We start from the raw sequence: 21,607 nt of genomic DNA on the forward strand, positions 1-21,607 counted from the left end.
GCGCTACACCCTGCTTTCTGTATAGTTTAGCATGAGGCCATGAAGTCTGCTAGAAAGCAGCGAGCGCACTTGTCATGAAGGGAGAGAAGGAATGGTGATCCAGGCACTCAGTCCTACGCGTGTGGATATTGCAGGAGGCACGCTTGATATCACTCCTTTGACTCAAATTCTTCAGCATCGGCAAACGGTGAATTTCGGTATTACGCTGCATGCACGCGTGGAAATTGAAAAGTCACAAGGCGTCTTCAGAATATTGAGCGAGGATCAAGGCCGCAAGGTCGAAGGTGCGTTCGATGATGTGATTCAAGCCGGTTCTTTGCCCTGGCTGGAAAAATTGCTCGGCTATTTTTGGCAAAAGGATTGGGCGCCGCTCAGTATTCGTGTGCAGGCCAAATCACCAGCCGGTGCGGGCCTTGGCGGTTCATCCTGTTTAGGCATCGCCTTCGCCTCGGCTTTGCTCAAGGCTCGCCAGGATATTGGTCAGCCTTTAAAGCTTACCGATCATCAATTGGTCCGAACCGTACAGGATCTGGAAACAGGCCTGATTCGTGTGCCGACCGGCTGTCAGGATTATTGGGGTGGTCTGCGCGGTGGCATCAATATCATCAGTTATCCACCTGGATCCATCGACGTGCAGACCCTTCAGGATAGCAAGGCGCAGTCGCTGCAGGAACTGCTGCTGCTTTGTTACAGCGGTGTATCACGCGCCTCGGGCACCAACAATTGGGCCATTTTCCGTCGGGCCTTTGAAGGTGATCAAACCATCCTTGGCATCTTAAATGAGATCGGCAGTATTTCCGAATCCGTTGCCAAGGCTGTCCTGGCGGGACACTGGAGTGAAGTCTTCCAACTGTCGGCGCAGGAATGGCAACTCCGTACCCGCATGTGGTCGGATGTTGAAACAGCCGAAACCAAGCGTATCAGCGCAGCGGCCCAAGGCGCCGGAGCGATGTTCTCCCGTATCTGTGGAGCCGGTGGTGGCGGTGTCATGGCAATCTTCGCCGAACCGCGCTATCATGCGAAAGTCAAGGCCGCTGTGCACGACGCCGGCGGACAAATCCTCGACGGTACGGTGAGCTTTAAAGGAACAGAGGTTCAAGGATCCCTATGAAATTGATATTGCGAAGTCTGCTCTGTGTCAGCCTTCTCACAGGCTGCGCCGGGGTCACCCATGAGCCTTTGGTGACCATCGAAGCAGCCGGTTTTAAGCCGACCACAAGTCCCATGAAGGAACAATATCGCCGTTTGCGTGCCGTGGTGAAGGATCAGGAGGGCGCTCAGGAAGCGGTCCAGGATATTCTTTCAGCTATGGAAGCGGTGCAATCGGAAGAACAAAACGCCTGGGAAACAGCAGCCAAACAATGGCTTTTTGTTTTGGAGCATGACACAGGAGCCATGGCGGCCATGGCTTTGCCTCGATGGGTGAAAGCTCAGGAACGACTGGTCGCCGAACCGGTGCAAGCGGACCTTCTGGCTCGATTGCTCTGGGCTCAGACCAGTGAAGGTCAGGACGCGCCCTGGCTTAAAAAGCAGGGCCTCACCGATATCACGCGTTTGACTCAAAAAATTAAGGACATTCAGGGTGATGTCAGCGCCAAGGGCCTGGCCGCCTTGCCCGCGTCCCCACGCGATATCAAGGATGATCCTCTGCTGGAAAAAGCCGCCAAGACTTCCTGCCGACGCGAACAGCCTGACAGTTGGAACGCCTGGTATAAAACCCTGGGTCCTGACCTCAAACTTTATTGGGACGGTTTACAGGCCGTGTGCCGCATGGAGTATCAGGCCGCGATCAGCAAATTCGACCAGGCACTGCCCGGCTTGCGTTTGAATCTCGTCACCTGGCCTTATGCGGTGAATGCAGCCGAGCGTATTGTTAAAGCTCGCAAAAGTTTGGGCCAACGGGAAGAAACGACGACGGCTTATCAGCAACTGGCCGACCTTTTGGGACAACCGGAAACATTGAACGCTGCCCTGGGTTGGAGCCCCTTTGAGCTCTGGCGTAAGCGCGTCGACACCTGGTTCTGGGTGGCCCGCAACAAGTCCCTACAGGGCGACTATCAAAATGCCAAGATCGCTGTTCATGAGGGTTTGAATCAGCTGAATCAGGCCCAGATTCAATTGGTCGGTTTGAGTGCCAAGCAGTCTGAAGATCTGAATAATCTGAAAGCGGAAGCCTATAATATTCTGGCTTCGCGCATTGCCTATGAAGAAAAGGATCTTACGGCGGCCCTGTCCCTGACGCGCATGGGTCAGGACATTCCTGGAATTTCTGCGGAGTGGCGGCAAAGGCTTGATTGGTCGGAAGCCTGGTTCGCTTATGCGATGAAAGATAGGGCGCGGGCCATTCGGGTTTGGCAAACCCTTTTAAATGAAGTGAAGGATGATCAGCTTAAACCTCGCTATTATTATTGGATTGGACGCGCCCTTTACGAATCCAACCTGCGCAGCGAGGCTGAAAATTATTTTGAAAAACTGCAGGACGACCATCCTTTAAGTTTCTATACGATCGTCGGTCTCCCACGCCTCGATAAGGATTATGGCGCCAGCGAATTTTTCGGATCCGTGCAACGCTTGGAAAACAAACTGCGCGATCGCGATGATATACCCTGGGAAGCCTATCGTGCTGATCGCGAAGCCGAGAAGCGGGTGGCCCGCCTGGAACTTATGCTGGCGGCCAAGGTCACGGTCTGGCTCGATCCGATTGCCACTGAACTCTTCCGTTACGTCAGCAGCCGCGGGACATTGATGAATGATGTGGAAGCGAGCCTTTATGTTTCAAGGCTCCTTCACATGGCTGGCAACTATTTGCAGGCCATTTCCATGACGACGCAGATGAGCAACCAGACCAAAGGCTTTTGGGATCTGTATCCGGAGCAGGTGCTGGTATATTTCCCAAGACCGTATCTCGAGATCTATCAGCGATCCGCGACGCAAAGCTATATTGATCAGGAAATTTCTTTGGCTATTTCCCGCCAGGAAAGCAGTTTTGAAGCCGATGCGATGTCGCCGGCGGAAGCTTTGGGACTGATGCAGCTCATGAGCACGACCGCGCAGAGGCAGGCCTCGCGGCTGGGGCTGCGGCTGAATGATGCGCAGACGGATCTCAAACGACCCGAGCTGAACATTGCGCTTGGCTCTGCCTATCTTGCTGAGCTAGGTCGACGCTATAAAGGCCAGTGGCATCAAGCCTTCGCGGCTTACAATGCCGGTGAATATGTGGTGGACGCCTGGCTGCAGCGCCGCCAGGCCGATGACCCCATGGTATGGATCGAGGCGCTGAGCTTCGCCGAGACAAGTGGTTACACCAAGAACGTTTGGCGGAACTGGGAGGTGTATCGTTGGCTTCGCGGTTTGCCCGCTGCAAAACCGCTTTTGTGAGCATAAACTCCATGATAAAAGGTGGGTTCGATTGAAGCATGCATGCAACAGAGGCTTAGTGTTCCAGACAAGTTGGAGGTGACCCATGTCGAGTCAGGATCTAGAGAAGAATAAGCGATTGGAAGCAGCGGGTTGGCTTCAACTGCTGGCGATTATGATCCTCTTCCCCATTCTCTTTTTTGTTTGCGTCTACTTTCCTATCTGGATTGACGTAGCAACGCCCTATTGAAGACTTCCAAAGACTGGCGTATCTAAAGAGCCGGTCTCCATTTGCCTGTGTCCTTTCTCCAGTGTTCTGCTGGGGAATCCGGGAATTCCCCTGCAGGCATGAGCCAAGAGCACAAGGAATTAATCCCATGGATCAGAAGACCAAGTCCGATTCGCTCACTATGCCTGTAACGGCCGAGCCGATCGACTGGCAGAGTTACTACCAGATGATGAAACCAACCATCTCCATGCTGGTGGTGGTGACTGTGGTTCCCACGCTTTTTATGGCGCAACAGGGTCTGCCCAGCCTTGCCGTCGCGCTGTCTTCGCTGATTGGAACTTTTTTAGCTTCTGGTTCGGCAGCTGTTTTCAATCATCTTGTTGATTCCGATATTGATCAGCATATGAAAAGAACCCGCAGCCGGCCGATTCCCTCGGGCAAGGTCAGTACGGCCAAGGCTGCAACATTTGGTACGGTGTGCGGTATCGCCTCCTTTGCCATTCTTTGGATTTGGGCTACGCCGTTGGCTGCCTGGCTTTCCCTGGCTGCCAATTTTTTCTATGTCGTTGTTTATACGATGTACCTCAAGCGTCGCACGGTTCAGAACATTGTTCTGGGTGGTGCCGCCGGTTGCGTAGGACCCTTGATCGGTTGGGCAGCTGTCACGGGTGATCTGGCTTGGCCAGCCTGGGCCCTGTTCATGATTATTTTCCTTTGGACGCCGCCGCATTTTTGGTCGCTGGCCATCAAGTACAAAGATGACTATGCGCGCGCGAAAATTCCTATGTTGCCCACGGTCAAAGGTTTGGAAGTAACCCGCCGGCAGATCTTTCTCTATACCCTCACACTGATTCCGACCGTACTGTCCCTTTGGGTCTTTGGCGCTGCAGGCTGGGTGTATGGATCGCTGTCGATCGTGCTCACACTTTATTTTGTGTGGCTGGCGTTTGTCCTGCTCCGTACCAAGGAAAATCAGCGCGCGATGCCGCTGTTTTATTACTCCTGTTTTTATCTGTTCGGTGTCTTCGGCGCGCTGACGATTGATCAACTCATGGCTGTCCTGTGATAGTTGTGACCGCTTCCAGTTTTCTCAAGGTGCCTCAGCTCAGGCGTCGTCTGGAAGCCGCGTTTCCCTACCGTAAAATCATCTATGTCGAGGACAAGCGCGCTGATAGCCGCGACAAGCTCATGCAGGTTCTGCAGGAGGCTGAAGCGTGGCTGGTTGGACGTGAGCTGGCTGATGCCGCTCTTCTGAGTGCGCTTCCGTCCTTGCGTGTCGTCGCCAAATACGGTGTAGGTCTCGATAACGTTGATGTCGAAGCCTGTTCACGCCTCGGTATTCGTATCGCCTGGGAAGGTGGTGTCAACCGTGATGCCGTCGGCGAGCATACGCTCGGCCTCATGCTGGCCATGTGTCGCAACATTGGTTTGGGATCGCGGCTCTTGTCACAAGGCATTTGGTGGAAAAATGGGGGCCGTAATCTCGGGTCCATGACGGTTGGTATTGTAGGTTTTGGTCACATCGGGACCCGCGTTGCCGAGCTTCTGCAGCCCTTCGGCTGTCAAATTCTGATTCATGATATCCTCGACAAGACAGAGGAAGCCGAAAAGGTCGGTGCCAAACAGGTGAAATACCAGGAACTTCTTAAGGTTGCTGACCTTTTGACTTTTCACGTGCCCCTGACGCCGCAAACCCTTAAGATGTTTGGAGCGAATGAGCTGGCGTTGATTAAACCGGCCGTATATATCGTCAACACCAGTCGTGGCGAGGTCCTCGACCAGGAAAAGGTCAAGGAAGCCCTACAAAAAGGCGAGCTGGCCGGCGTTGGACTCGACGTCTATCAAAGCGAGCCGCTGGTGGATAAAGACCTTTATTCACAGGAAAATTTCGTGGGAACGGCGCATACCGCGGGCAATAGCCAGGAGGCGGTTCTGGCCATGGGCGAAGCCGCAATTCGAGGTCTGCAAAAAGAGCTCGCCTTGCTTGCGAAAAATTCCGATTTAAATTAGAGCTGAAGAAGCCTTCGGCTTCAGGAGAAAAATCGATATGATTGAGCAAATCAAAGAAATCATTGAGAAAGATATCAATCCGCAGCTGGAACTTCATGCCGGTGGCTGCGAACTGCTTGATGTGGATGATGGAATTGTAACTCTGCGACTTTACGGTGGCTGCTCCGGCTGTCCCTCATCGCAGATTACCCTTTTCAACGGCATCGTTCCTATCCTCCGCGAAAAGATTCCTGAAATCAAAGACGTCGTTCTCGGCTGAAACCCTTGTCCACCATGGCGCGCTTGTTGCACTTTCGGAGATGAGATCCCAAGTCTGGGGTCAGTCTCTGAAGGAGCTACCATGGCTGTTGTTGTTTTTGAGTGCCCCATTGATGATGCGACTCTTGCCAGTATTCAGGAATTGCGCCTTCTCCGCATTGAAGTTCTGCAGAGGCAAATGCAACACATCGATAAAGTTGTGGAGACCTTGCTGGAGCAGGGAACTCTTAAGGCCGAAGAGCGCGGCCCTTATCGTGAAGTGATCCTTGCTGAGCTGAAAGAAAAGTGTGAGGACCTGCAGAACCGTTTGGATAGTGACACGGTCCATTCTGATGAGCTTGAGCTCTATCTCGAAGTTCTCACCACCGAGTGATTCACTCGTGTTCTTCACTGTCGTAATCAGCCGGTGCAGATTCCTTGGCGGGAATTCGATAGGATTCCTCGGCCCAGGCTGCCACGTCGTTGGTTTTGCAGCGTTGACTGCAGAACGGACGGAAGGCATTGGTTTGATCATAGCGCGCGCTCTGGCCGCAGCATGGGCAACGTACTATGCGTGCTGAAGGTTTTTGATCCGTGCTCATGATTCCTCTCCTTTATCAGCAGGCAGACTCCGCAAGCGTTCCGGCCACAGAAGACGCGGAAGTTTTGTCGGTTGATCGGCTATCAGTTCGGCCAGACATCGTCCGGCAGTAAACCCAAGACTCAATCCTTGACCCATATATCCGGTTGCCACCAGCACCCGACCTTCACCAAACATGGGTCCAATCAAAGGCAATTCATCGCAAGGTCGACAATCGCGTATTCCAAATCCGGTGCCGCTCGGTTCAATCGCCAGTTCAGGCCAGAGTCCATTCCAGGCTTCGGCAAGGTGCCGCATAATCTTCTGTTCGTAACTGGCAACCTTGGCTTCGATCCCGGCCATGGCCCGAAGATACCGACCACCACCGATACGCAGAGTGCCGGGACCCGTCACCACACCCCAAATGTGGCTATGCTGCCAGCTGAAAACCGTACCCGGCTTCCAGGGAAGCACCTTCGATTGATCGTGGAGCTGGTATTCACTCCACTGATCCGCGAACGGTACCAAAGCCTCAGCCAGATTCGGCAGCAGATCCGCGATACTTAAATGTTGGGCGCAGATCAGGAACTCCGCGCGCACTTTTCCACCGGCATGAGTGACCTCAATTCCGTCGCCAGTACTTTGAAATGATTGCGCTTCGCCAAAGGTCGTCACGCGGGTGTCGGCCCTGAGCTGATGCAGCAGGGCTGGCAACGAGACGGCCGTCGCGCGCTGCCCCTCATTTTGCGTGCCCAGCAATCTTGGACTTGAAACCCCTGATGTTGAAGGGCTAGTTGCCTGCCATGAGGCGGCGAGACCTTCCGCGTGAAGCTGCTGCACAGCTTTTTGAGCTTCGGCCACCTCGGCTTCCGAAATCATCCAGCGTAAACGTTCGCCGTTTTGATGCGGAATCCCGGCTTTTTGCAGGTATTCCACCAGCGAGTCATAGGCATGGTCGCAAAAATCCCATATCTGTTTTGCGGTGGCGATCCCGCGCGGGTGCGATAACCTTGTGAAATTGTCTGCCATTCCCCCGGAAATAAAGCCGGCCGCGTGGGCGGTGGTGCTGTGATCAGCTTCCTTGCTGAAGAGGCAAAGCCTTGAAAAGCCGAGCTTTTGAAGGTGAAATGCCGCAGAAAGGCCTGTGATACCGCCGCCAATTATGGCAATATCGAACTCGTACGGAACCGACATGGTGACCCCCAATCCAATCGATCTCAAAGCGAGACATCATGATATCCAAGGCCCAAGCCCGCATTCTGGCACTTTTGCCGGCCCTCGCCGTTCTCAGCTCAGCCGCTGCTGCAGAAAAACCAGCCCCCATTTTAGTGACTGGTTGGCCCCTTCCACTGAATGAAGCACAAAAGGCCATTCTGAGCAATGACGCCATCATGGAAAGTCTGGTTTGCCCGAGTTTGACGCGGCTTAATTTGCAGAACAAACGTTCGGAGCCTTTGCTGCTCGAGAAATTGGAAGCGTCCGACAAGGCCTGGAGCCTGACCATGCGTCCTGGTCTCACCTGGTGGGATCAATCGGCGGTCAACATGCCTGATGTGGAAGCTTTCGTGCGAGAGACTTTGCAGCCACAACAGTTGACTCAGGGACGCTTCGTATGGGCCGTCCCCGCCTTCACGCTGGCGAGCAAGGATCGCACCCTTACGATTCAATGGTCGCAAAAACCAGGATTTGGGCCCTATGTCCTGAATAATCATCCGCTCCGCAAGAAAACCAACAACGCCTTGGGCGTGCAATGCGCCGGCAACTGGCGCGCGGAAACCGCGACGGCTGGACTTTTGCTGCATGATCGCAGCGGAGAAGGACGCAATAATATTCTGCTGGCAGCCGATACCAAGGCTCGAACCGCAAGCAGTGAGCGGCTCCTGGCCTTTGAATTTGGCGAGGAAATGCCCGGTGCGGATTCAAAAAAACCTATCACCCAAAATCTTTCCTGTGAGCGTCCGCTTGATACCCCGATCATGACCGTCATTGCCTGGAATCCGCAAGGAGCCACGACGCGTGATGCAAAATTCCGTCGCGCGATTACCCACCTGACCCCGCGTGGGGCCCTCCTGCGCTCGGGAGCCGGATCGATGGGGGATTTGATATCAGGACCCGTTCTTCGGGCGCATCCTGGCTACAAGCGCAATCTGCTGGTGCCTGCCTACGATCCCGCAAAGTCCGATGCAATGTTGAATGAGCTGGGCTATCGGCGACTGGAGGAGGACGGTTTCCGTCGGGATCCTGCCGGTAAACTTCTGGAAGTCAAAATCCTGGCCCGCGATCACGAAGGTTCCACTCTGTTGCGTAAAGTTCTGGATGACAGCTTTCGGGCGCTGGGTATTAAGCTGCGCTTTATCAACGAAGGGGACGGCACTCCCGATGGTCTACTCACGGGAATCATGACATCGTGGCCTGACGGTGATCTGACGGATCTTCTGCATAGCAAGGCCAGCGCCCGATCATGGCCCTGGACCTGGCAGGATCAAAATCTGGATCAAGCCCTGGAAGCTTACGCTCTTTCGCTGACTCAAAAGACCCCGGATTTCACGCTTCTGGAAAAGATCCATGATCTGGTGTATAAGCTGGAGCCTTTCTCGGTTTTAATGCAGCATCGGGTATGCCTGGAGGCAAAGCTGAGCAAACCGCAGGCGAAAGGCGAGATTGCCGTACGAAATCCCGATTGGTTTCGGCAGCTTATTGGTCTTTAAGAGGTGACACGTGATCTATTTAAAAAGCGATCAGGAAATCGAAACGATGAAAAAAAGCGGACGCTTGGCCGCTGAACTTCTCGATATGATCGAAGCTCATGTCAAACCAGGGGTGACGACCCTGGAACTGAATGACATTTGCCATGAATATACGGTTGCGCGCGGCGCGATCTCGGCGCCTTTAAATTATAAAGGCTACCCCAAATCCATCTGTACGTCGGTGAATGATGTCGTCTGTCACGGCATTCCTTCCGCGAAAACGCGGCTCAAGGACGGCGACATCATCAATATCGATGTCACGCCTATTGTGGACGGTTATCACGGCGATGCTTCACGAACCTATCTGGTCGGCAACTGCAGCGAGAAGACCAAAAAGCTCGTGAAAATCACCAAGGAATGCCTGGATCTTGCCATCGCCACGGTCCGTCCTGGTGCGCGAGTGGGTGATATTGGAGCCGCCATTGAAAAGCATGCGCATGCCAACGGCTTTTCCGTCGTGCGGGATTTCGTCGGTCATGGGATTGGCAAAAACTTTCATGAAGATCCGCAGATCTTTCACTATGGGGAAGCTGGACGTGGCGTGCGTTTGGAAGCCGGCATGGTTTTTACGATTGAGCCGATGATCAATGAAGGTGACTGGCGCACCAAAGTGAAAAAAGATGGCTGGACCGCGGTGACCCTGGATGGATCGCTCTCGGCCCAGTTCGAACATACTCTGGCCATTCGCAGTGATGGCAATGTCGAAATTCTCACCGTGCGGGACTGAAGCCCGCGGCTCGGGCTTAACCTTTATAAGGTCGGGCGTGAGTCCGGAGTTCCCACACAATCTGATTGAGCCAGATTTCTTCCCCTACGCCGCGACTTTTCAAACGCCGATCCGCCTCATGACAAAGCCGTAAGGCCTTGGCAAATCCTTGGGGCGGTCGCCGCTGCACATAACCCATATACGATTGAATGACTGAAGGTGGCAGACGCAAAGTCCTCGCCATCTCAGCCGGATTTTGTCCGGCGCGCACACCGGCTTGAATCTGCAGAGCCTTGCGACAATGCATGGCCAGGATTGCGAGCAGTCCCAGAGCCTTTTCTCCGCGATCGAGGAGATCCTTGAGCAGGAGCAGCGCCCGACCGTAGGCCTCCTGGCAAAGAAACTGATCCAGCTTGAAGATATGATCTTCCCGCAAAAATCCGAGCAAAGGCCGCAGCGCTTCAGCTGTGACAATCGCCATCTGTCCCGGCACGCCAAGGGTCAGGCTTACCCGATTCAATTCATTATCAAGTTTGAAAAGATCCTGTCCCACAGCTTCCAATAAAAGATCGGCGGCATCGCCGGCGATTTTCATCTGGTAATGCTGGGCGCGATCGACCACAAAATCCCGAAATTCCCAGGGCGCAGGATCATCACAGCTCAAAACAAAAGCCTGCAGCCGATCGAGTTCCTTCTGAAATTTGGCCGGGATATCCCCACCTCGCCACAGCAGGCAGACAGGGTTCTGAATATCCTTGGCCTGGCGCACAGCCGCCAGATGATTCCCCAAATCACCTTTGCCCTGCGCCTGGTTGATAAAGGTCAGGGTTTCCGGATCAAAGAGTGAAGCCGCTGCCGTGGCCTGCAGAAAACGCTCGGCATGCACCTGCGGCGCGTCCCAGCGTTCAATCGCCCAGGACTTGGCTTCATAAATCATGCGGAGGCTGCGAGCGGTTTCTGTCACCAGAAAATCCGCCTCGCCACGAATGACAAGGAGTTTGTGCTTCTTAAAGAAATCCGCTCCCAAAACCGTGGGCAGACCATGACGATAGGTTTTATAGGGGGACTTTTTAGGATAATTCAAGGTTTGCTCCCGGCCGTCTCAATCTGGAAATCAAAACCGCAGTCCAGGGCCTTTTCCAGATTTTTGGCTTCCTTCTTCAGCGCCAGCTTTTCCGCATCCATGCGACTGCCATGGGTGGTGGTCATGCGCAGCGTGTAGGTGCCGCCCTGTTTGGTGATTTTGAGTGTCTGAATTTTCATCTGGCGGGTGCGCAAAAGACAACGCGCAATCCGCAGACATGAGCTTAAAAGATTCACGCGCGACAGGTTGCGATCCAGATACGGCAGGCTATCCGATTTGCTGGATTTGGCCGGACTTTTTCGCGCGTAGCGATTGATCAAGGCTATCAGGTTCTTTTCTTCCTGCGTGTAACCCAGAAGGTTCGACTCGGTGATCAGATAATAGGAATGCCGATGATAGCTCGTAAAGTTGATGAACTTGCCGGCTTCCAAAAGATACGCCGCCGCCAGCAAAAGATCGCGATCCAGTCGCGCGTCGTTCGACATCTCCGTAAACGCCGGGAAAGGGATCAACTCATCAAAAATCCGCACGGCCAGATCACTGGTTTGCGCGGCAAAGGCCGGATCCAATCGCAGCTTTCCGGCGAAACCCACCACACTCTGCCAACGCAGATCCTGCCAATGGGCGCGCGGCAAAAGTCCTTTTCGTTCATAGGTATCGAGTGCGACGCCTTCGCGCAAACCACTGGTGGAAACAATCCAGTTGGGAATTTGCAGGAGTCGGGTCAGGGTCGCAAGAATCACGCAGCCGGATAAAACAATATCCGCCCGTTTGCTATCAAGTCCCCAACGCACCGCAATGCGGTCTGGATGTAAAAGCTTGCCGAGTTCCTGTTCGACGGCATACAGCTCAGCAGCCGTGAAACGGAAGCCGTGTGGATCATCCAGGTTCCCCTTGGTGCGATCCTGATGAATCATGCGGGCCAGTGCTTTGGCTGTTCCCGACGTGGCCGAGGCATTTTGAACGCTGGCGCCGAAGAGATCCACCTGAATCGGAGTCAGGCGAGCTTCGACATACTGCCGTAATTCTTCCAGTTGATCAGGCGTATGTCCCTTATCAAAAAAATAGGTCTTCGAAAGGAGCAGAGCCCCCATTTTCAAGGAACTCAAATACGTGCAGTCCGCACCTCGACCGACGGCGATTTCCGTGGATGCCCCACCGATATCAACCGACAGCAGATTTTCAGTTCCAAAGCTCAAGCTCTGTGAAACACCAAGGAACGACAGGCGAGCTTCCTCGACACCGTCGATGATCTCCATTTTGAGTCCTGTGGTCCGCTGAATATGGTCGATAAAAGCCAGACGGTTATGCGCGGCTCGGATGGCCTGGGTGGCCACGACCCGAAACTCGCCCTTATAACTTTGCCCGATGCTCTTCATGGCTAGCAGAGCTTCTGTGGCGCGTTCGAATTGCTTTTCCGGAATCATGCCCTCTTCGATGGCTTCGGCCATCCGCATGTTTTCCTTTTGGCTATCAATAACATGGATTTGGCCAGCTTCATCGAGTGAGGTAATGGCCAAATGAAAGGTGTTGCTGCCGAGATCAATCACAGCCAGTGGATACTTGGGTTGAAAACTTGGTCGGATTGGAATGGCCTTAGTCCTCAGACTTCAAGGTTTTACGGCTGGAGACCTTCTTCACAATGGGCCGTCCTTTACGCTTCAAATCATGCCGTATGGCTTTGTCATATGGAAGTGATTTGATACCTTGTTGCCTGGCAATTTCAATAAACTTTTGTTGAGAGTCCCATTTTGGCCCTTCCAGCAGATGCCGCATGGTATAAGCCCCATCACTGAGCAGCTGCCAGGCGTTTTCGGTATCCGCCCAATAAGTGGGGATAATTTCCTCGATGATGCGGGTGCGAGCCTTGACATCATCAATGGGGAAAATCACCTCGATTCTTCTATCCATATTGCGCGGCATCCAATCGGCCGAACCCAGGTAAACATCATCCACGCCCTTGTTGCGGAAATAAAAGATGCGGCTGTGCTCCAGAAACCGTCCGATGATGGAAATCACTTCGATGTTTTCGCTCAAGCCCAGGGTGCCCGGCCGCAGACAGCAGATGCCGCGCACGATCAGGCGTATTCTGACTCCCGATTGCGAGGCCTCGTAGAGTTTTTCAATCAGGGCCCCATCCACCAGCGAGTTCATTTTCGCAAAGATCAGCCCGTCGCCGGTTTCCGCATGCGCCTGGATCTCGCGATCAATCAGGCGGATCAATTCATCGCGCAAGTAAAGGGGCGCCACGATCAATTTCTGCAGAGGCGAGGGTACGGGTTTGAAGGCTTCCGTCTCACGGCTCAGAATATTAAAGCCGGTGAGCATGTTGAAGAGCAGACTCGCGTCCTCACCAAAGGCGGGACGTGCGGTAATATATCCGATGTCGACATAATGCCGGGCGGTGGTGGAATTATAATTGCCCGTGGAAAGGTGCACGTAACGGTGCAGTTGATTATCTTCCCGGCGCACGATCAAAGTCATCTTGCAGTGTGTTTTGAGACCCACGAAACCATAGACGACATGCACGCCGGCGCGCTCCATGCGCCTTGCCCAGGTGATGTTATTGTGTTCATCAAATCGCGCCTTCAATTCCACCACGGCGGTGACCTGCTTGCCCTGTTCGGCAGCCAAAATCAGGGCATCGATAATCGGGGAATCCCCTGAGGTTCGATACAGGGTTTGCTTGATAGCCAGCACATCCGGATCCCAGGCGGCCGTGTGCAGGAGCTCAATCACGGCATAAAAACTTTCGAAGGGATGATGCAGCAGCATATCCTCTTCCCGTATCAAACCAAAAATGCTCCGCTGACTGTTCATCCTGGGGGGAAGGCGTGGATTGAATGAGGGGAATTTCAGATCATCGCGCGGAATATCATGAAGGCCAAGTTCCATCAGGGACATCGGAAAATTGAGGGCATAGCTGTCTTCGGCGCTTAAACCCAGGCGCAGTTCAAGATACCCACGCAGCTCGGGCAGGAGATCAGCGCCATATTCCAGGCGGACGGCCTCGGCCTGATCGCGAGCCTTGACTTCGGTTTGAATCGAACTCAGGAGGTCAACGACCTGACTTTCCGTCAGCTTGAAATCAAGGTTACGCGTTACGCGGATGGGATAAGCCGACGTAAAGGGCATTCCAAAAAATAGCGTGCCGAGATGGGTTGCAATCAGGTCTTCCATCGTGACAAACACGCGATCATTGGGGTCCGTGTTTACGGGCAGAAGTCGAGGCAGAACACCAGGGACTTCCACGAAAGCGATCGGCGGCAGCACCGCATCCTCTTTTTCGGATTTAAAAACCACGATCAGGTAAAGACGGCGATTGGTCAAAAATGGGAAAGGATGCGCGGGGTCCACAGCCAAAGGCGTCAGGACGGGCAGCACGGTTTCCTTGTAATACTGGGCCAGATTTTTCTGTGCCACGGGATCCAGGTTTTCCAGCTTCTCCAGACGGATGTTCTGCGCCTTGAGATCCGGTATCAGCTCGTTATTCCAAATGTCGCCGATATCCTCGATCAGGCGCTTGGTGCCCTCGTGAATTCGGGTCAGAGTTTCGGGAATCGACAGCTGATCGGGGCTATCACCTGGCAGTGAACCCTGCCGCAGTGAGCGCTTTTTGCTCGCCACTCGAACCATAAAGAATTCGTCGAGATTGGAGTAGCAGATGGCCACAAACCGGAAGCGATCCAAAAGTGGCGTACGGGAACGACGGCTTTCTTCAAGGACTCGAAAATTAAAAGCCAACCAGCTTAATTCCCGGTTAAAATAACGGTCATCCTGGCTTTTGTGGTTTAACTTTCGCAATTTTTCTGCGTTCATGGTTATAATCGGTGCCGCGCTAGGGATATGTCCTTTGAGGACGTGCCATTGAACTGGGCAGAGAGGGCTCCACCCTTTGAGCATAGCCCGTCAAGCCCAGCTTGCCCATAGGAATAAACTACCTGTTGGCGTTTTCCCATCATCGGAGGAATCAAAGTCTTATGCGACCTTGGATTGGGCCTTTGGCCTTGTGGCTCATCAGCTGTGGAAGCAGTAGTTCCGATAACGATAATAACACGGCGACGGGGACGACGGCTGTTGTCGAGGACCCCGCCAAAGTAGATTTCGCCCCGCAGGCCAGCACGGATGGCCAAAAAGCGGTTTTCCTGTCCCGCCGCGTGGCCGGGGTCTATCGGGTCTATGTTTACAACGAAAGCGCCGCGACGAAACTCACAGCGCTCTCGGAAGGCATTCCCATTGAACCGCTGACCGACGAGCTGGGAACCAGCCTGAGTGACGACGGAGCCTGGATCCTGACCTGGCGCTCCGGAGCCAAAAATGAACTGCTCCTCAATTCTTTTGATTCGACGCAGAAAACTTCTTTGGAACTGACCAGTGAGGCCCGTCTGCGGGAATTGACCCTGGCACCATCCGGTCAACGGTTTTTCGCTTATACCGAGCGCAAGGCTGGCGCTGATACTGTCTTTATTTATTCCTTTACGGCGTCGCTCGGCCTGACGAAAGAGGCTGAGATCAGCGGCGAGTATGGGGCTCAGTTTGCAGTGAGCGGCTCGGATGTTTATGTCTTTACGCGTAAGGCCGATGCGTCGGGGGTGGTCACGGTGCAATATCGTAAACGTTCGGCTGGCCTGACCTGGGATCTGCAGACGGGCAGTTTGACTTTAAAATCGGCTGATGCGGCCTTGCCCAGTGCGGCGTCGGCCCAGGGTCTTATCTATCCACAATCTCTGGATGCCGTGCGGCTGAAAACCAAACTGGGAACCTTCACCACCGAGTCCAAGGAATATCAGACGAATGTCGGTATCGTGCAGGAAGCCTCACAGTTTCAGGCTTTCGATACCACGCCCGTGGATTTCTCGCTGGAGCTTTATCGCAAAAATCAGCCTTTGACCCTGGGAAGCGTATCCACCACGGCTGATGGCGCCTATATGCTCTTAAGCGGCTACGACGCCTGGTTTTGTAAGAACCGAACGCAGTCGAACAACCTTATGGTGCTGGTGCGTTTGAGCGATGGCTTCAGTCTGCCTCTCATTCCCACGCGTGAAACCGGCACGGAACCCTGGACAGGCGTGGTTGCGGAGCCCTGCTCATATTTTGACCAGGAGACGATTCCCAAGCCTCAGGATTTTGATGTCACCACGGTGAACGGACAGATTCTGTCAGTCAACGGCAGTCGCGTGACATTGATTTTTGAATCGAGATACACCGGCGACAGGGAGATCCGACGTTTGAGTTTCGACGTCAGTGATTGGACGGCCAAGACTTATGCCAATCCCGTCTTTACGGAAATTAGCGCGAATCATCGCTAATGGTAGGCTAGGAAGGCGAGGGGGTTGAGCCCCCTCGTTTTATAATGTTGCCAGCATCGATCGTGCCTGACGGCAATCAGCTGCTATCTGATTTTTGAGTTCATCGAGCGAATCAAATTTTTGTTCCATCCGCACAAAATGCGTCAGGTACACGCCCAGCGTCTCATCATACAAAGCATCTGGACCAATACCATCCGTCAGGATATGGACCTCTGTGGTCACCGACGGCTCCGCGCCGGGAACAGTCGGTCTTTTCCCAATATTTAAAATGCAGGGCTTGCGTTCCGCAGGGATTTTGAAAATGCTGGGTTCCTTGTTGACGACAACAAAACCCGCATAGACGCCCAGTCCTGGCAGCAGCTGGTCCTGGGTCAAAATATTAGCGGTGGGAAAACCAAGTTGTCGGCCGAGTTTTTTCCCGCTCACGACGGGTCCCTCGAGCAAATAGGGTCGACCCAAAAGATCGCGGGCTTTCTGGAGTTCGCGTTCCTGCAGATAACTGCGGATGGCGCTGCTGCTGATCACCTGACCCTTCCAGTCTTGGGGTTCCACAACGTCCACGACACAGCCGTCCGCTTCGGCAAGTTTTTGCAAGACCTCGGTTGTTCCTTCACGGCCTTTGCCAAAGCGAAAATCATGACCCACGACGATGGCGCGGGCTCTTAAGCTTTGTTTAAGAAGCATTTGGTAAAATTCATAAGGTTTCAGCTGGCTAAAGTGCTGGTTGAATTCCTGGATTACGGTATAGTCGAGTCCAAGCTCAGCGAGAGCTCGCAGTTTCTGTTGGGATTGAAAAAGTTTACCAACCTGGCGATCCGGCTTGAAAAATTGTTTAGGATTGGGATCGAAGGTTAAGCATAGACTTGAATATCCCTGACCGTTGGCCCGGGCACGCACCTTGGCGATGAGCTCCTGATGACCGCGATGGCAACCATCGAAGTTGCCAATGGTAATGGCGCTCGCTTCCATGGGAAACGTGTGAGGTTTAGGGTTTGAAGGGCTGCGCAAAACTTTCAAAAAAATATCCTTTGCTGCAGATTTAGTATCTTTGCGCTTAGGAGAATTGTGTTTTATAATCGTTTCCAAAGGCGCGCAAAAGATTGCCCTGATATGTAACATCACCTGATAACAGGCGCAATTGCCTATCACAAGTATAGCACGGCGATCCAAGCCGTGTGACAAGCGAGGGACAGATTGGTTAGGGCATGGCTCTAGAACTTTCAAGTACAGACCCCAGCGGTGGACTCGGCGTCTTCGCCTTACTTCTGGGCTTTGCGGTGATTCTTGCCCTTGTTCCGCTTTTCGTGTGGTTTGTTCGCCGCCAACGTGAGCTGATTCCCCCATTGGAAGAAACCCGGACCGACCAGCTCTTCATGAAAATCGCTTACACCACGGAACGCGAGTCCGAACTGCCGCGTCAGGGTTATCTACGCTCGCTGACGTCAGATCGCGCCACTTTAGTGGTTGCGGACCGGGGCTTACGTAAGGGTAGCCAGCTGCACCTGGATCTGGGCAACCTCCGCGCACAAGATGGCGTGGCTACGGCGCCGATCCGGGGCAAGGTCACTCAGATGAAGAGTTTGGGTGGTTCCCCCGAAAATATTCTCGTCAATATTCAATTCATCGAGCATAACCTTCCCATGCACGAGATGCGTCAACAGCAGACGGAGCTGCCTCCAGCCTGATCCTGACGCCCGGCGCTCACGGGGAAGACCGCATGATTCAATCCAGCAGCCGCTGCCTTGGAATACTGGGCAGCGGGATCAGCCATAGCCTATCGCCACTCATTCATAATTATGCGGCCGCGCAGCTCGGTGTCGACTGCGTTTATCTCTGTTTCGACAGTCAGTCGCGGCAGTTTCCTGGGGCTGATTTCTTTCAGACCATGTGGGATGTCGGGGCGTTAGGGTTTAACGTCACCGTTCCTTTCAAGGAGCAGGCGGCGCAGGTGTTTCCTGGCTCGGGTTTGGCTTCTGTGAATACACTTTATCGCGGAGAAAAGTTCTGGCAGGCGACTTCCACGGATGCCGAAGGCTTTTTGCTCGGCCTTGCGCAATTGAATCGTAATCTGGACGATCATGATGCGGTTGTGTTTCTGGGCAATGGTGGGGCGGCTTTGGCCCTCTATGAGCATTTTTTGAAAGTAAGTACCCGTCCGCTGGTCATCCTGCGCCGTACTGCGGACCGGGATGCCGCTTGGGTGAAACCGCAGGGCCGTGTGGAGTTTCTTGATCTCACTGCTGCGAACCTGGACGCGGTTTGTCGACGTTATCCTAAAAATCTTTTGCTGCAGACCACGAGCGCACCTCTGCATGGGGATCGGCTGGATTTTCTTTTGCCTGGATTGGGCGCTTTCCAGGGGGCGTTCGTTGATCTCGTCTACGGGAAAACTTCGGCGTTGCTTGATTATTTAAGACTTAAAGGGCTGCGGACTCAGGATGGTCTGCCGATGTTGATCGGTCAGGCGCTTTTGTGCCAAAAACTGTGGTGGGGGCAATCCGCGAAGTTTGCGGATGTGGAAGCCATGCTGCGGAGCCGGGTGAAATGAAACGCGAGGAGCTGCAAAAACTTTGCAGTGATCAGGGTCTGCTGCTCTTGGGACTGGTGGACCTCGGGCCTGAGCCACGCTTTCAGTTATTTGAGCAGTGGCTGAGTGAAGGTCAGCATGCGGGGATGCAGTTTCTTGAAAACAATAAGCAACTGCGGGAAGATCCGCGTGGGCTTCTGCCGGATTCGGTACAGGCTTTGGTTTTTGCGTTGCCTTATTTTCAAGGGGATAAACTCAACGCGGCATTGCAGGGAAGGTATCGTGTCGCGCAGTATGCTCGTTTGCGTGATTATCATAAGTCGATGAAGCTGAAGGCTACGCGCATTCTTTCCGTTTTGCAGGAAAAGAATCCAGGGCTGGAAGGACGCGTAACGATAGATAGTGCTCCTCTGCTGGAGCGGGCATTAGCGGCGCGTACCATGCGTGGATTTATTGGCAAGAATACCTGCTTTATTCATCCTGATCATGGCAGCCTTATGCTCATCGGAGAAATCCTTTTAAGTCAGCCCCTGACTTTAAGCGATCCCGTGGCAACGGTTGATCCCAATCAGAGAAATGAAGATGGTGGCTGCGGCACATGCCGTCGGTGCCAGGTCAACTGTCCGACCGGAGCCCTGGATACTGCCTATAAACTCGATGCCCGCAAGTGTTTGGCTTACTGGACCATCGAGCATCGTGGCACAATTCCCTATGAATTCTGGCCTTATCTTCCTACCTATGTCTTTGGCTGTGATCTTTGTCAGTTGGCTTGCCCTTACAATCGCAAAGCCCTGCTCACAGATGAACCCACCCGACCTGACCTTATCAATCCCGATCTCTTTGATCTCGCGACCATGGATCAAAAACGCTACGAAGCATGGATGGGGGGAACTCCGTTAACGCGGGCCAAACGCGAGGGTTTGCGGCGGAATGCTTTGATTGCTCTTGCGGTGACCCAGGATGTACGCTTGGCTGAAGCCTGCGCGTTTGTGAAAGCCGAAGATGCAGACGTGCTGCATCAAACGCTTCGGCAGATTGAAAGCTGGATTAGTAACGGCGGACCGTTACGATAGTTGGCCGTGCCCTTGGTGCAGGTACATGAACGTGATGCGAATGCGAAGTATGAACCACGCGTCTAGGATGGTGATGTGGTTTGGTGTGGATCGTTGTAATACAGGCTGTCTGGCTAAGTGAGATCATAAGAGCTGCGAAGGTAAGAATTTTTGTTTGCATGGCTGGTTCCTTGTCATTCCATAAGTCCCACCTTTGACCTGCAAACCAGAAGCCAAGCCATGTTTAGAGATTCGTTGAGAAATTTTATTTGCGTGGGCGTGTTGGCATTTACAGCTGTGGCTGAAAAGTAACAACAGCTAGCATCTTTTTTTCCAACGTCATCATTTGATCAAAATTGCTGAAGGAAATATGTAGATATGGCTTGATTACTCTCTGCATTATGAGTACATCTGTCGCACGAACAGATTCAAGCCAATTCATTATATTCACCCTCATGCGAGACACCACACTATGCCCATGAAATCAGCGCTTTATTCAGTTGCTCTGGTCATACTTGCTCTGGGCTGTCATGGCAGCAAAAAGGCTAAGAGCAAAGCCAACGAGATGGTACAGGAAAATCCAATCTCATTGATTGGCGACCATAAAGTCCCAACAGAAGCGACCATTCCAGTTGATAGCGTGAATTTTTTCGCCTTCGCGACGACCAACGCCGACCTATGGATGACCCAAAGCGAAATCATCAAGGCTTTGAAAGTGGAATTCGCCAGCGGTCATCGCTATAAGACCTTGGTTCCCGGAACCTATAAAACGACCCTGAAAAAAGGTGAATACCTGGTTGTTGGCTGGTACCAGTACTACCAGTTTCAAAGGAATCCAGGGAAGGATACCTTTCTGGAATTCATGATTAAGCTGGATGATGGTGTAGCTATGGAAAGCACCGTCAGCACGGTTTTTGTACCAGCCGAACAATCTGAGTTCATGGCGCAACCAAACCCACGTTTGATGCCGCACGATGGTGTGATGGGTCAGCGGATTGATATGGAAAAATTCAAATACACCGTTGAGGGGAATGAAGTGACCCTGGAATTCCCTAACTACATCGACGGGCGCAAGTTTCAGTAGGATTGAGATTCTTATTCTAAAAAGAACCCAGCAGGCCTACGGCTTGCTGGGTTTTTGAGCTCACTCTTACCGAATAATGTCCAACCCGCCAAGCAAACCTGCCGACGGACCCACATCATAATCATAATGCACACACTGCCCAGCAATCTCCACCAGCGTACCCGTATCATCTTGAGGATGATCGAAACCCAGCCGATGCAACCACTCATGAACAACAGTGCCGCCGAGGCTTTGCGCATCGATAAAGGCAAGGTCCAGGGCGTGAACATTGATCTTGAAGTTCATATTCTGTGTGGCTCCCACGTGCGTGGAATCCTGCCCAAGATAAGCTTGAGCCACCACAACGGTATCGGTGACCGGGAAGTTGATCGGAGAAATATCAACCGGGATATCCCTGAACTCATGAAAGTTCTGCAGAAGCGTCACGCCGCTCATGGCGATATCCGCGTAGAATGCAGCATCCTGGCCCTTGATCGCAGCATTGATCGGCTCGATATAAGACCTCGTATGTTTCTTCACGCATTCCTGAAATGGACTCTGGGAGCGCTTGTTCACATATTTCTCGTTGAAGTGCGAACCAACCGCGCGCATGGCAACGTCCAGACCCGAACGGATTTTAGCTTTTTGAGCTTCGCTAAACGCACTGGAGATGCGAAAGAGTGTCTCTCTATTTCCAGTGGGGCTG

Annotated in this window: 21 protein-coding genes; 14 read left to right on the plus strand and 7 right to left on the minus strand. The window is 53.1% G+C overall.

Annotated features, from left to right (window positions below; translation table 11 throughout):
• The first annotated feature begins 91 nt into the window (after positions 1 to 91).
• The 7 genes from VE954_RS40730 to VE954_RS40760 all read left to right on the plus strand — a co-directional run bounded on the left by VE954_RS40730 (position 92) and on the right by VE954_RS40760 (position 6,227).
• The gene (locus VE954_RS40730) at positions 92 to 1,111 is read left to right on the plus strand and encodes a hypothetical protein (protein ID WP_324964037.1); all 1,020 of its coding nucleotides are present in this window, start codon (positions 92 to 94) and stop codon (positions 1,109 to 1,111) included.
• On the plus strand, positions 1,108 to 3,378 hold the full coding sequence (locus VE954_RS40735) for a lytic transglycosylase domain-containing protein (protein WP_324964039.1): 2,271 nt from the start codon (positions 1,108 to 1,110) through the stop codon (positions 3,376 to 3,378). Before VE954_RS40730 ends, VE954_RS40735 begins: the two co-directional genes overlap by 4 nt.
• A gap of 85 nt (positions 3,379 to 3,463) precedes the next feature.
• Positions 3,464 to 3,607, plus strand: a complete 144-nt coding sequence (locus tag VE954_RS40740) for a hypothetical protein (protein ID WP_324964042.1) — start codon at positions 3,464 to 3,466, stop codon at positions 3,605 to 3,607.
• 127 nt (positions 3,608 to 3,734) lie between these two features.
• Entirely contained in the window at positions 3,735 to 4,652 is a 918-nt protein-coding gene (locus VE954_RS40745; protein WP_324964044.1) for a heme o synthase, read from the plus strand.
• On the plus strand, positions 4,649 to 5,596 hold the full coding sequence (locus VE954_RS40750; protein WP_324964046.1) for an NAD(P)-dependent oxidoreductase: 948 nt from the start codon (positions 4,649 to 4,651) through the stop codon (positions 5,594 to 5,596). The genes VE954_RS40745 and VE954_RS40750 overlap by 4 nt, the downstream gene beginning before the upstream one ends.
• 37 nt (positions 5,597 to 5,633) lie before the next feature.
• On the plus strand, positions 5,634 to 5,855 hold the full coding sequence (locus VE954_RS40755) for a NifU family protein (protein WP_324964048.1): 222 nt from the start codon (positions 5,634 to 5,636) through the stop codon (positions 5,853 to 5,855).
• 81 nt (positions 5,856 to 5,936) lie between these two features.
• Positions 5,937 to 6,227: a hypothetical protein gene (locus tag VE954_RS40760; protein ID WP_324964050.1), complete on the plus strand. Its 291-nt coding sequence runs from the start codon at positions 5,937 to 5,939 to the stop codon at positions 6,225 to 6,227.
• A 1-nt stretch (position 6,228) separates the two neighbouring features.
• Here the strand turns inward: VE954_RS40760 and VE954_RS40765 are convergent, their stop codons facing one another.
• Together VE954_RS40765 and VE954_RS40770 are read right to left on the minus strand one after the other, a co-directional pair.
• Complete coding sequence (locus VE954_RS40765; RefSeq protein ID WP_324964052.1) at positions 6,229 to 6,435, minus strand: DNA gyrase inhibitor YacG; 207 nt, start codon at positions 6,433 to 6,435, stop codon at positions 6,229 to 6,231.
• A complete protein-coding gene (locus tag VE954_RS40770) occupies positions 6,432 to 7,607 on the minus strand; it encodes an FAD-binding oxidoreductase (RefSeq protein WP_324964054.1) in 1,176 nt (391 codons plus the stop codon). Before VE954_RS40770 ends, VE954_RS40765 begins: the two co-directional genes overlap by 4 nt.
• 38 nt (positions 7,608 to 7,645) lie before the next feature.
• Between VE954_RS40770 and VE954_RS40775 the strand changes: the two genes are divergently transcribed.
• Complete coding sequence (locus tag VE954_RS40775) at positions 7,646 to 9,121, plus strand: ABC transporter substrate-binding protein (RefSeq protein WP_324964056.1); 1,476 nt, start codon at positions 7,646 to 7,648, stop codon at positions 9,119 to 9,121.
• 10 nt (positions 9,122 to 9,131) lie between these two features.
• Positions 9,132 to 9,887, plus strand: a complete 756-nt coding sequence (gene map, locus VE954_RS40780; RefSeq protein WP_324964058.1) for a type I methionyl aminopeptidase — start codon at positions 9,132 to 9,134, stop codon at positions 9,885 to 9,887.
• Between the two features lie 16 nt (positions 9,888 to 9,903).
• Here map and holA read toward each other — a convergent pair whose 3' ends face one another.
• The 3 genes from holA to ppk1 are packed head-to-tail and all read right to left on the minus strand — an operon-like array spanning position 9,904 to position 14,769.
• Positions 9,904 to 10,950 (minus strand): DNA polymerase III subunit delta, encoded by a 1,047-nt coding sequence (gene holA, locus VE954_RS40785; protein ID WP_324964060.1) that lies wholly within the window; start codon positions 10,948 to 10,950, stop codon positions 9,904 to 9,906.
• Complete coding sequence (locus VE954_RS40790) at positions 10,947 to 12,500, minus strand: Ppx/GppA phosphatase family protein (RefSeq protein ID WP_324964062.1); 1,554 nt, start codon at positions 12,498 to 12,500, stop codon at positions 10,947 to 10,949. Before VE954_RS40790 ends, holA begins: the two co-directional genes overlap by 4 nt.
• A 46-nt stretch (positions 12,501 to 12,546) precedes the next feature.
• Positions 12,547 to 14,769, minus strand: coding sequence for a polyphosphate kinase 1 (ppk1, locus tag VE954_RS40795; RefSeq protein WP_324964064.1), 2,223 nt, complete (start codon positions 14,767 to 14,769; stop codon positions 12,547 to 12,549).
• A gap of 161 nt (positions 14,770 to 14,930) precedes the next feature.
• On the opposite strand from ppk1, the gene VE954_RS40800 reads away from it, so the two are divergent.
• Positions 14,931 to 16,259: a hypothetical protein gene (locus tag VE954_RS40800; RefSeq protein ID WP_324964066.1), complete on the plus strand. Its 1,329-nt coding sequence runs from the start codon at positions 14,931 to 14,933 to the stop codon at positions 16,257 to 16,259.
• 39 nt (positions 16,260 to 16,298) lie between these two features.
• Here VE954_RS40800 and VE954_RS40805 read toward each other — a convergent pair whose 3' ends face one another.
• A complete protein-coding gene (locus tag VE954_RS40805) occupies positions 16,299 to 17,276 on the minus strand; it encodes a bifunctional riboflavin kinase/FAD synthetase (protein ID WP_324964068.1) in 978 nt (325 codons plus the stop codon).
• A gap of 188 nt (positions 17,277 to 17,464) precedes the next feature.
• On the opposite strand from VE954_RS40805, the gene VE954_RS40810 reads away from it, so the two are divergent.
• The 4 genes from VE954_RS40810 to VE954_RS40825 all read left to right on the plus strand — a co-directional run bounded on the left by VE954_RS40810 (position 17,465) and on the right by VE954_RS40825 (position 20,922).
• The gene (locus VE954_RS40810; protein ID WP_324964069.1) at positions 17,465 to 17,944 is read left to right on the plus strand and encodes a hypothetical protein; all 480 of its coding nucleotides are present in this window, start codon (positions 17,465 to 17,467) and stop codon (positions 17,942 to 17,944) included.
• Between the two features lie 32 nt (positions 17,945 to 17,976).
• Complete coding sequence (locus tag VE954_RS40815; protein ID WP_324964071.1) at positions 17,977 to 18,807, plus strand: hypothetical protein; 831 nt, start codon at positions 17,977 to 17,979, stop codon at positions 18,805 to 18,807.
• Positions 18,804 to 19,859 carry a tRNA epoxyqueuosine(34) reductase QueG gene (gene queG / locus VE954_RS40820; RefSeq protein WP_324964073.1) on the plus strand — a complete coding sequence of 352 codons (1,056 nt, stop codon included), beginning with the start codon at positions 18,804 to 18,806 and terminating at the stop codon, positions 19,857 to 19,859. Before VE954_RS40815 ends, queG begins: the two co-directional genes overlap by 4 nt.
• Before the next feature lie 451 nt (positions 19,860 to 20,310).
• On the plus strand, positions 20,311 to 20,922 hold the full coding sequence (locus tag VE954_RS40825) for a hypothetical protein (protein WP_324964074.1): 612 nt from the start codon (positions 20,311 to 20,313) through the stop codon (positions 20,920 to 20,922).
• A gap of 66 nt (positions 20,923 to 20,988) precedes the next feature.
• On the opposite strand, the gene VE954_RS40830 is transcribed toward VE954_RS40825, so the two are convergent.
• Positions 20,989 to 21,607: hypothetical protein (locus tag VE954_RS40830; protein ID WP_324964076.1), on the minus strand; the 619-nt coding region annotated here is incomplete at its 5' end.

Source organism: Oligoflexus sp. (assembly GCF_035638955.1).
Taxonomy (GTDB): Bacteria; Bdellovibrionota_B; Oligoflexia; order Oligoflexales; family Oligoflexaceae; genus Oligoflexus.

What these genes read in the sequence shown, in the direction of transcription:
- VE954_RS40770 (WP_324964054.1), bottom strand. Translation starts at nt 7,607, where the DNA reads ATGTCGGTTCCGTACGAGTTCGATATTGCCATAATTGGCGGCGGTATC.
- VE954_RS40740 (WP_324964042.1), top strand. Translation starts at nt 3,464, where the DNA reads ATGTCGAGTCAGGATCTAGAGAAGAATAAGCGATTGGAAGCAGCGGGT.
- VE954_RS40760 (WP_324964050.1), top strand. Translation starts at nt 5,937, where the DNA reads ATGGCTGTTGTTGTTTTTGAGTGCCCCATTGATGATGCGACTCTTGCC.
- VE954_RS40735 (WP_324964039.1), top strand. Translation starts at nt 1,108, where the DNA reads ATGAAATTGATATTGCGAAGTCTGCTCTGTGTCAGCCTTCTCACAGGC.
- VE954_RS40775 (WP_324964056.1), top strand. Translation starts at nt 7,646, where the DNA reads ATGATATCCAAGGCCCAAGCCCGCATTCTGGCACTTTTGCCGGCCCTC.
- VE954_RS40825 (WP_324964074.1), top strand. Translation starts at nt 20,311, where the DNA reads ATGCCCATGAAATCAGCGCTTTATTCAGTTGCTCTGGTCATACTTGCT.
- VE954_RS40745 (WP_324964044.1), top strand. Translation starts at nt 3,735, where the DNA reads ATGGATCAGAAGACCAAGTCCGATTCGCTCACTATGCCTGTAACGGCC.
- queG (WP_324964073.1), top strand. Translation starts at nt 18,804, where the DNA reads ATGAAACGCGAGGAGCTGCAAAAACTTTGCAGTGATCAGGGTCTGCTG.
- VE954_RS40810 (WP_324964069.1), top strand. Translation starts at nt 17,465, where the DNA reads ATGGCTCTAGAACTTTCAAGTACAGACCCCAGCGGTGGACTCGGCGTC.
- VE954_RS40765 (WP_324964052.1), bottom strand. Translation starts at nt 6,435, where the DNA reads ATGAGCACGGATCAAAAACCTTCAGCACGCATAGTACGTTGCCCATGC.
- VE954_RS40730 (WP_324964037.1), top strand. Translation starts at nt 92, where the DNA reads ATGGTGATCCAGGCACTCAGTCCTACGCGTGTGGATATTGCAGGAGGC.
- ppk1 (WP_324964064.1), bottom strand. Translation starts at nt 14,769, where the DNA reads ATGAACGCAGAAAAATTGCGAAAGTTAAACCACAAAAGCCAGGATGAC.
- VE954_RS40755 (WP_324964048.1), top strand. Translation starts at nt 5,634, where the DNA reads ATGATTGAGCAAATCAAAGAAATCATTGAGAAAGATATCAATCCGCAG.
- VE954_RS40815 (WP_324964071.1), top strand. Translation starts at nt 17,977, where the DNA reads ATGATTCAATCCAGCAGCCGCTGCCTTGGAATACTGGGCAGCGGGATC.
- VE954_RS40800 (WP_324964066.1), top strand. Translation starts at nt 14,931, where the DNA reads ATGCGACCTTGGATTGGGCCTTTGGCCTTGTGGCTCATCAGCTGTGGA.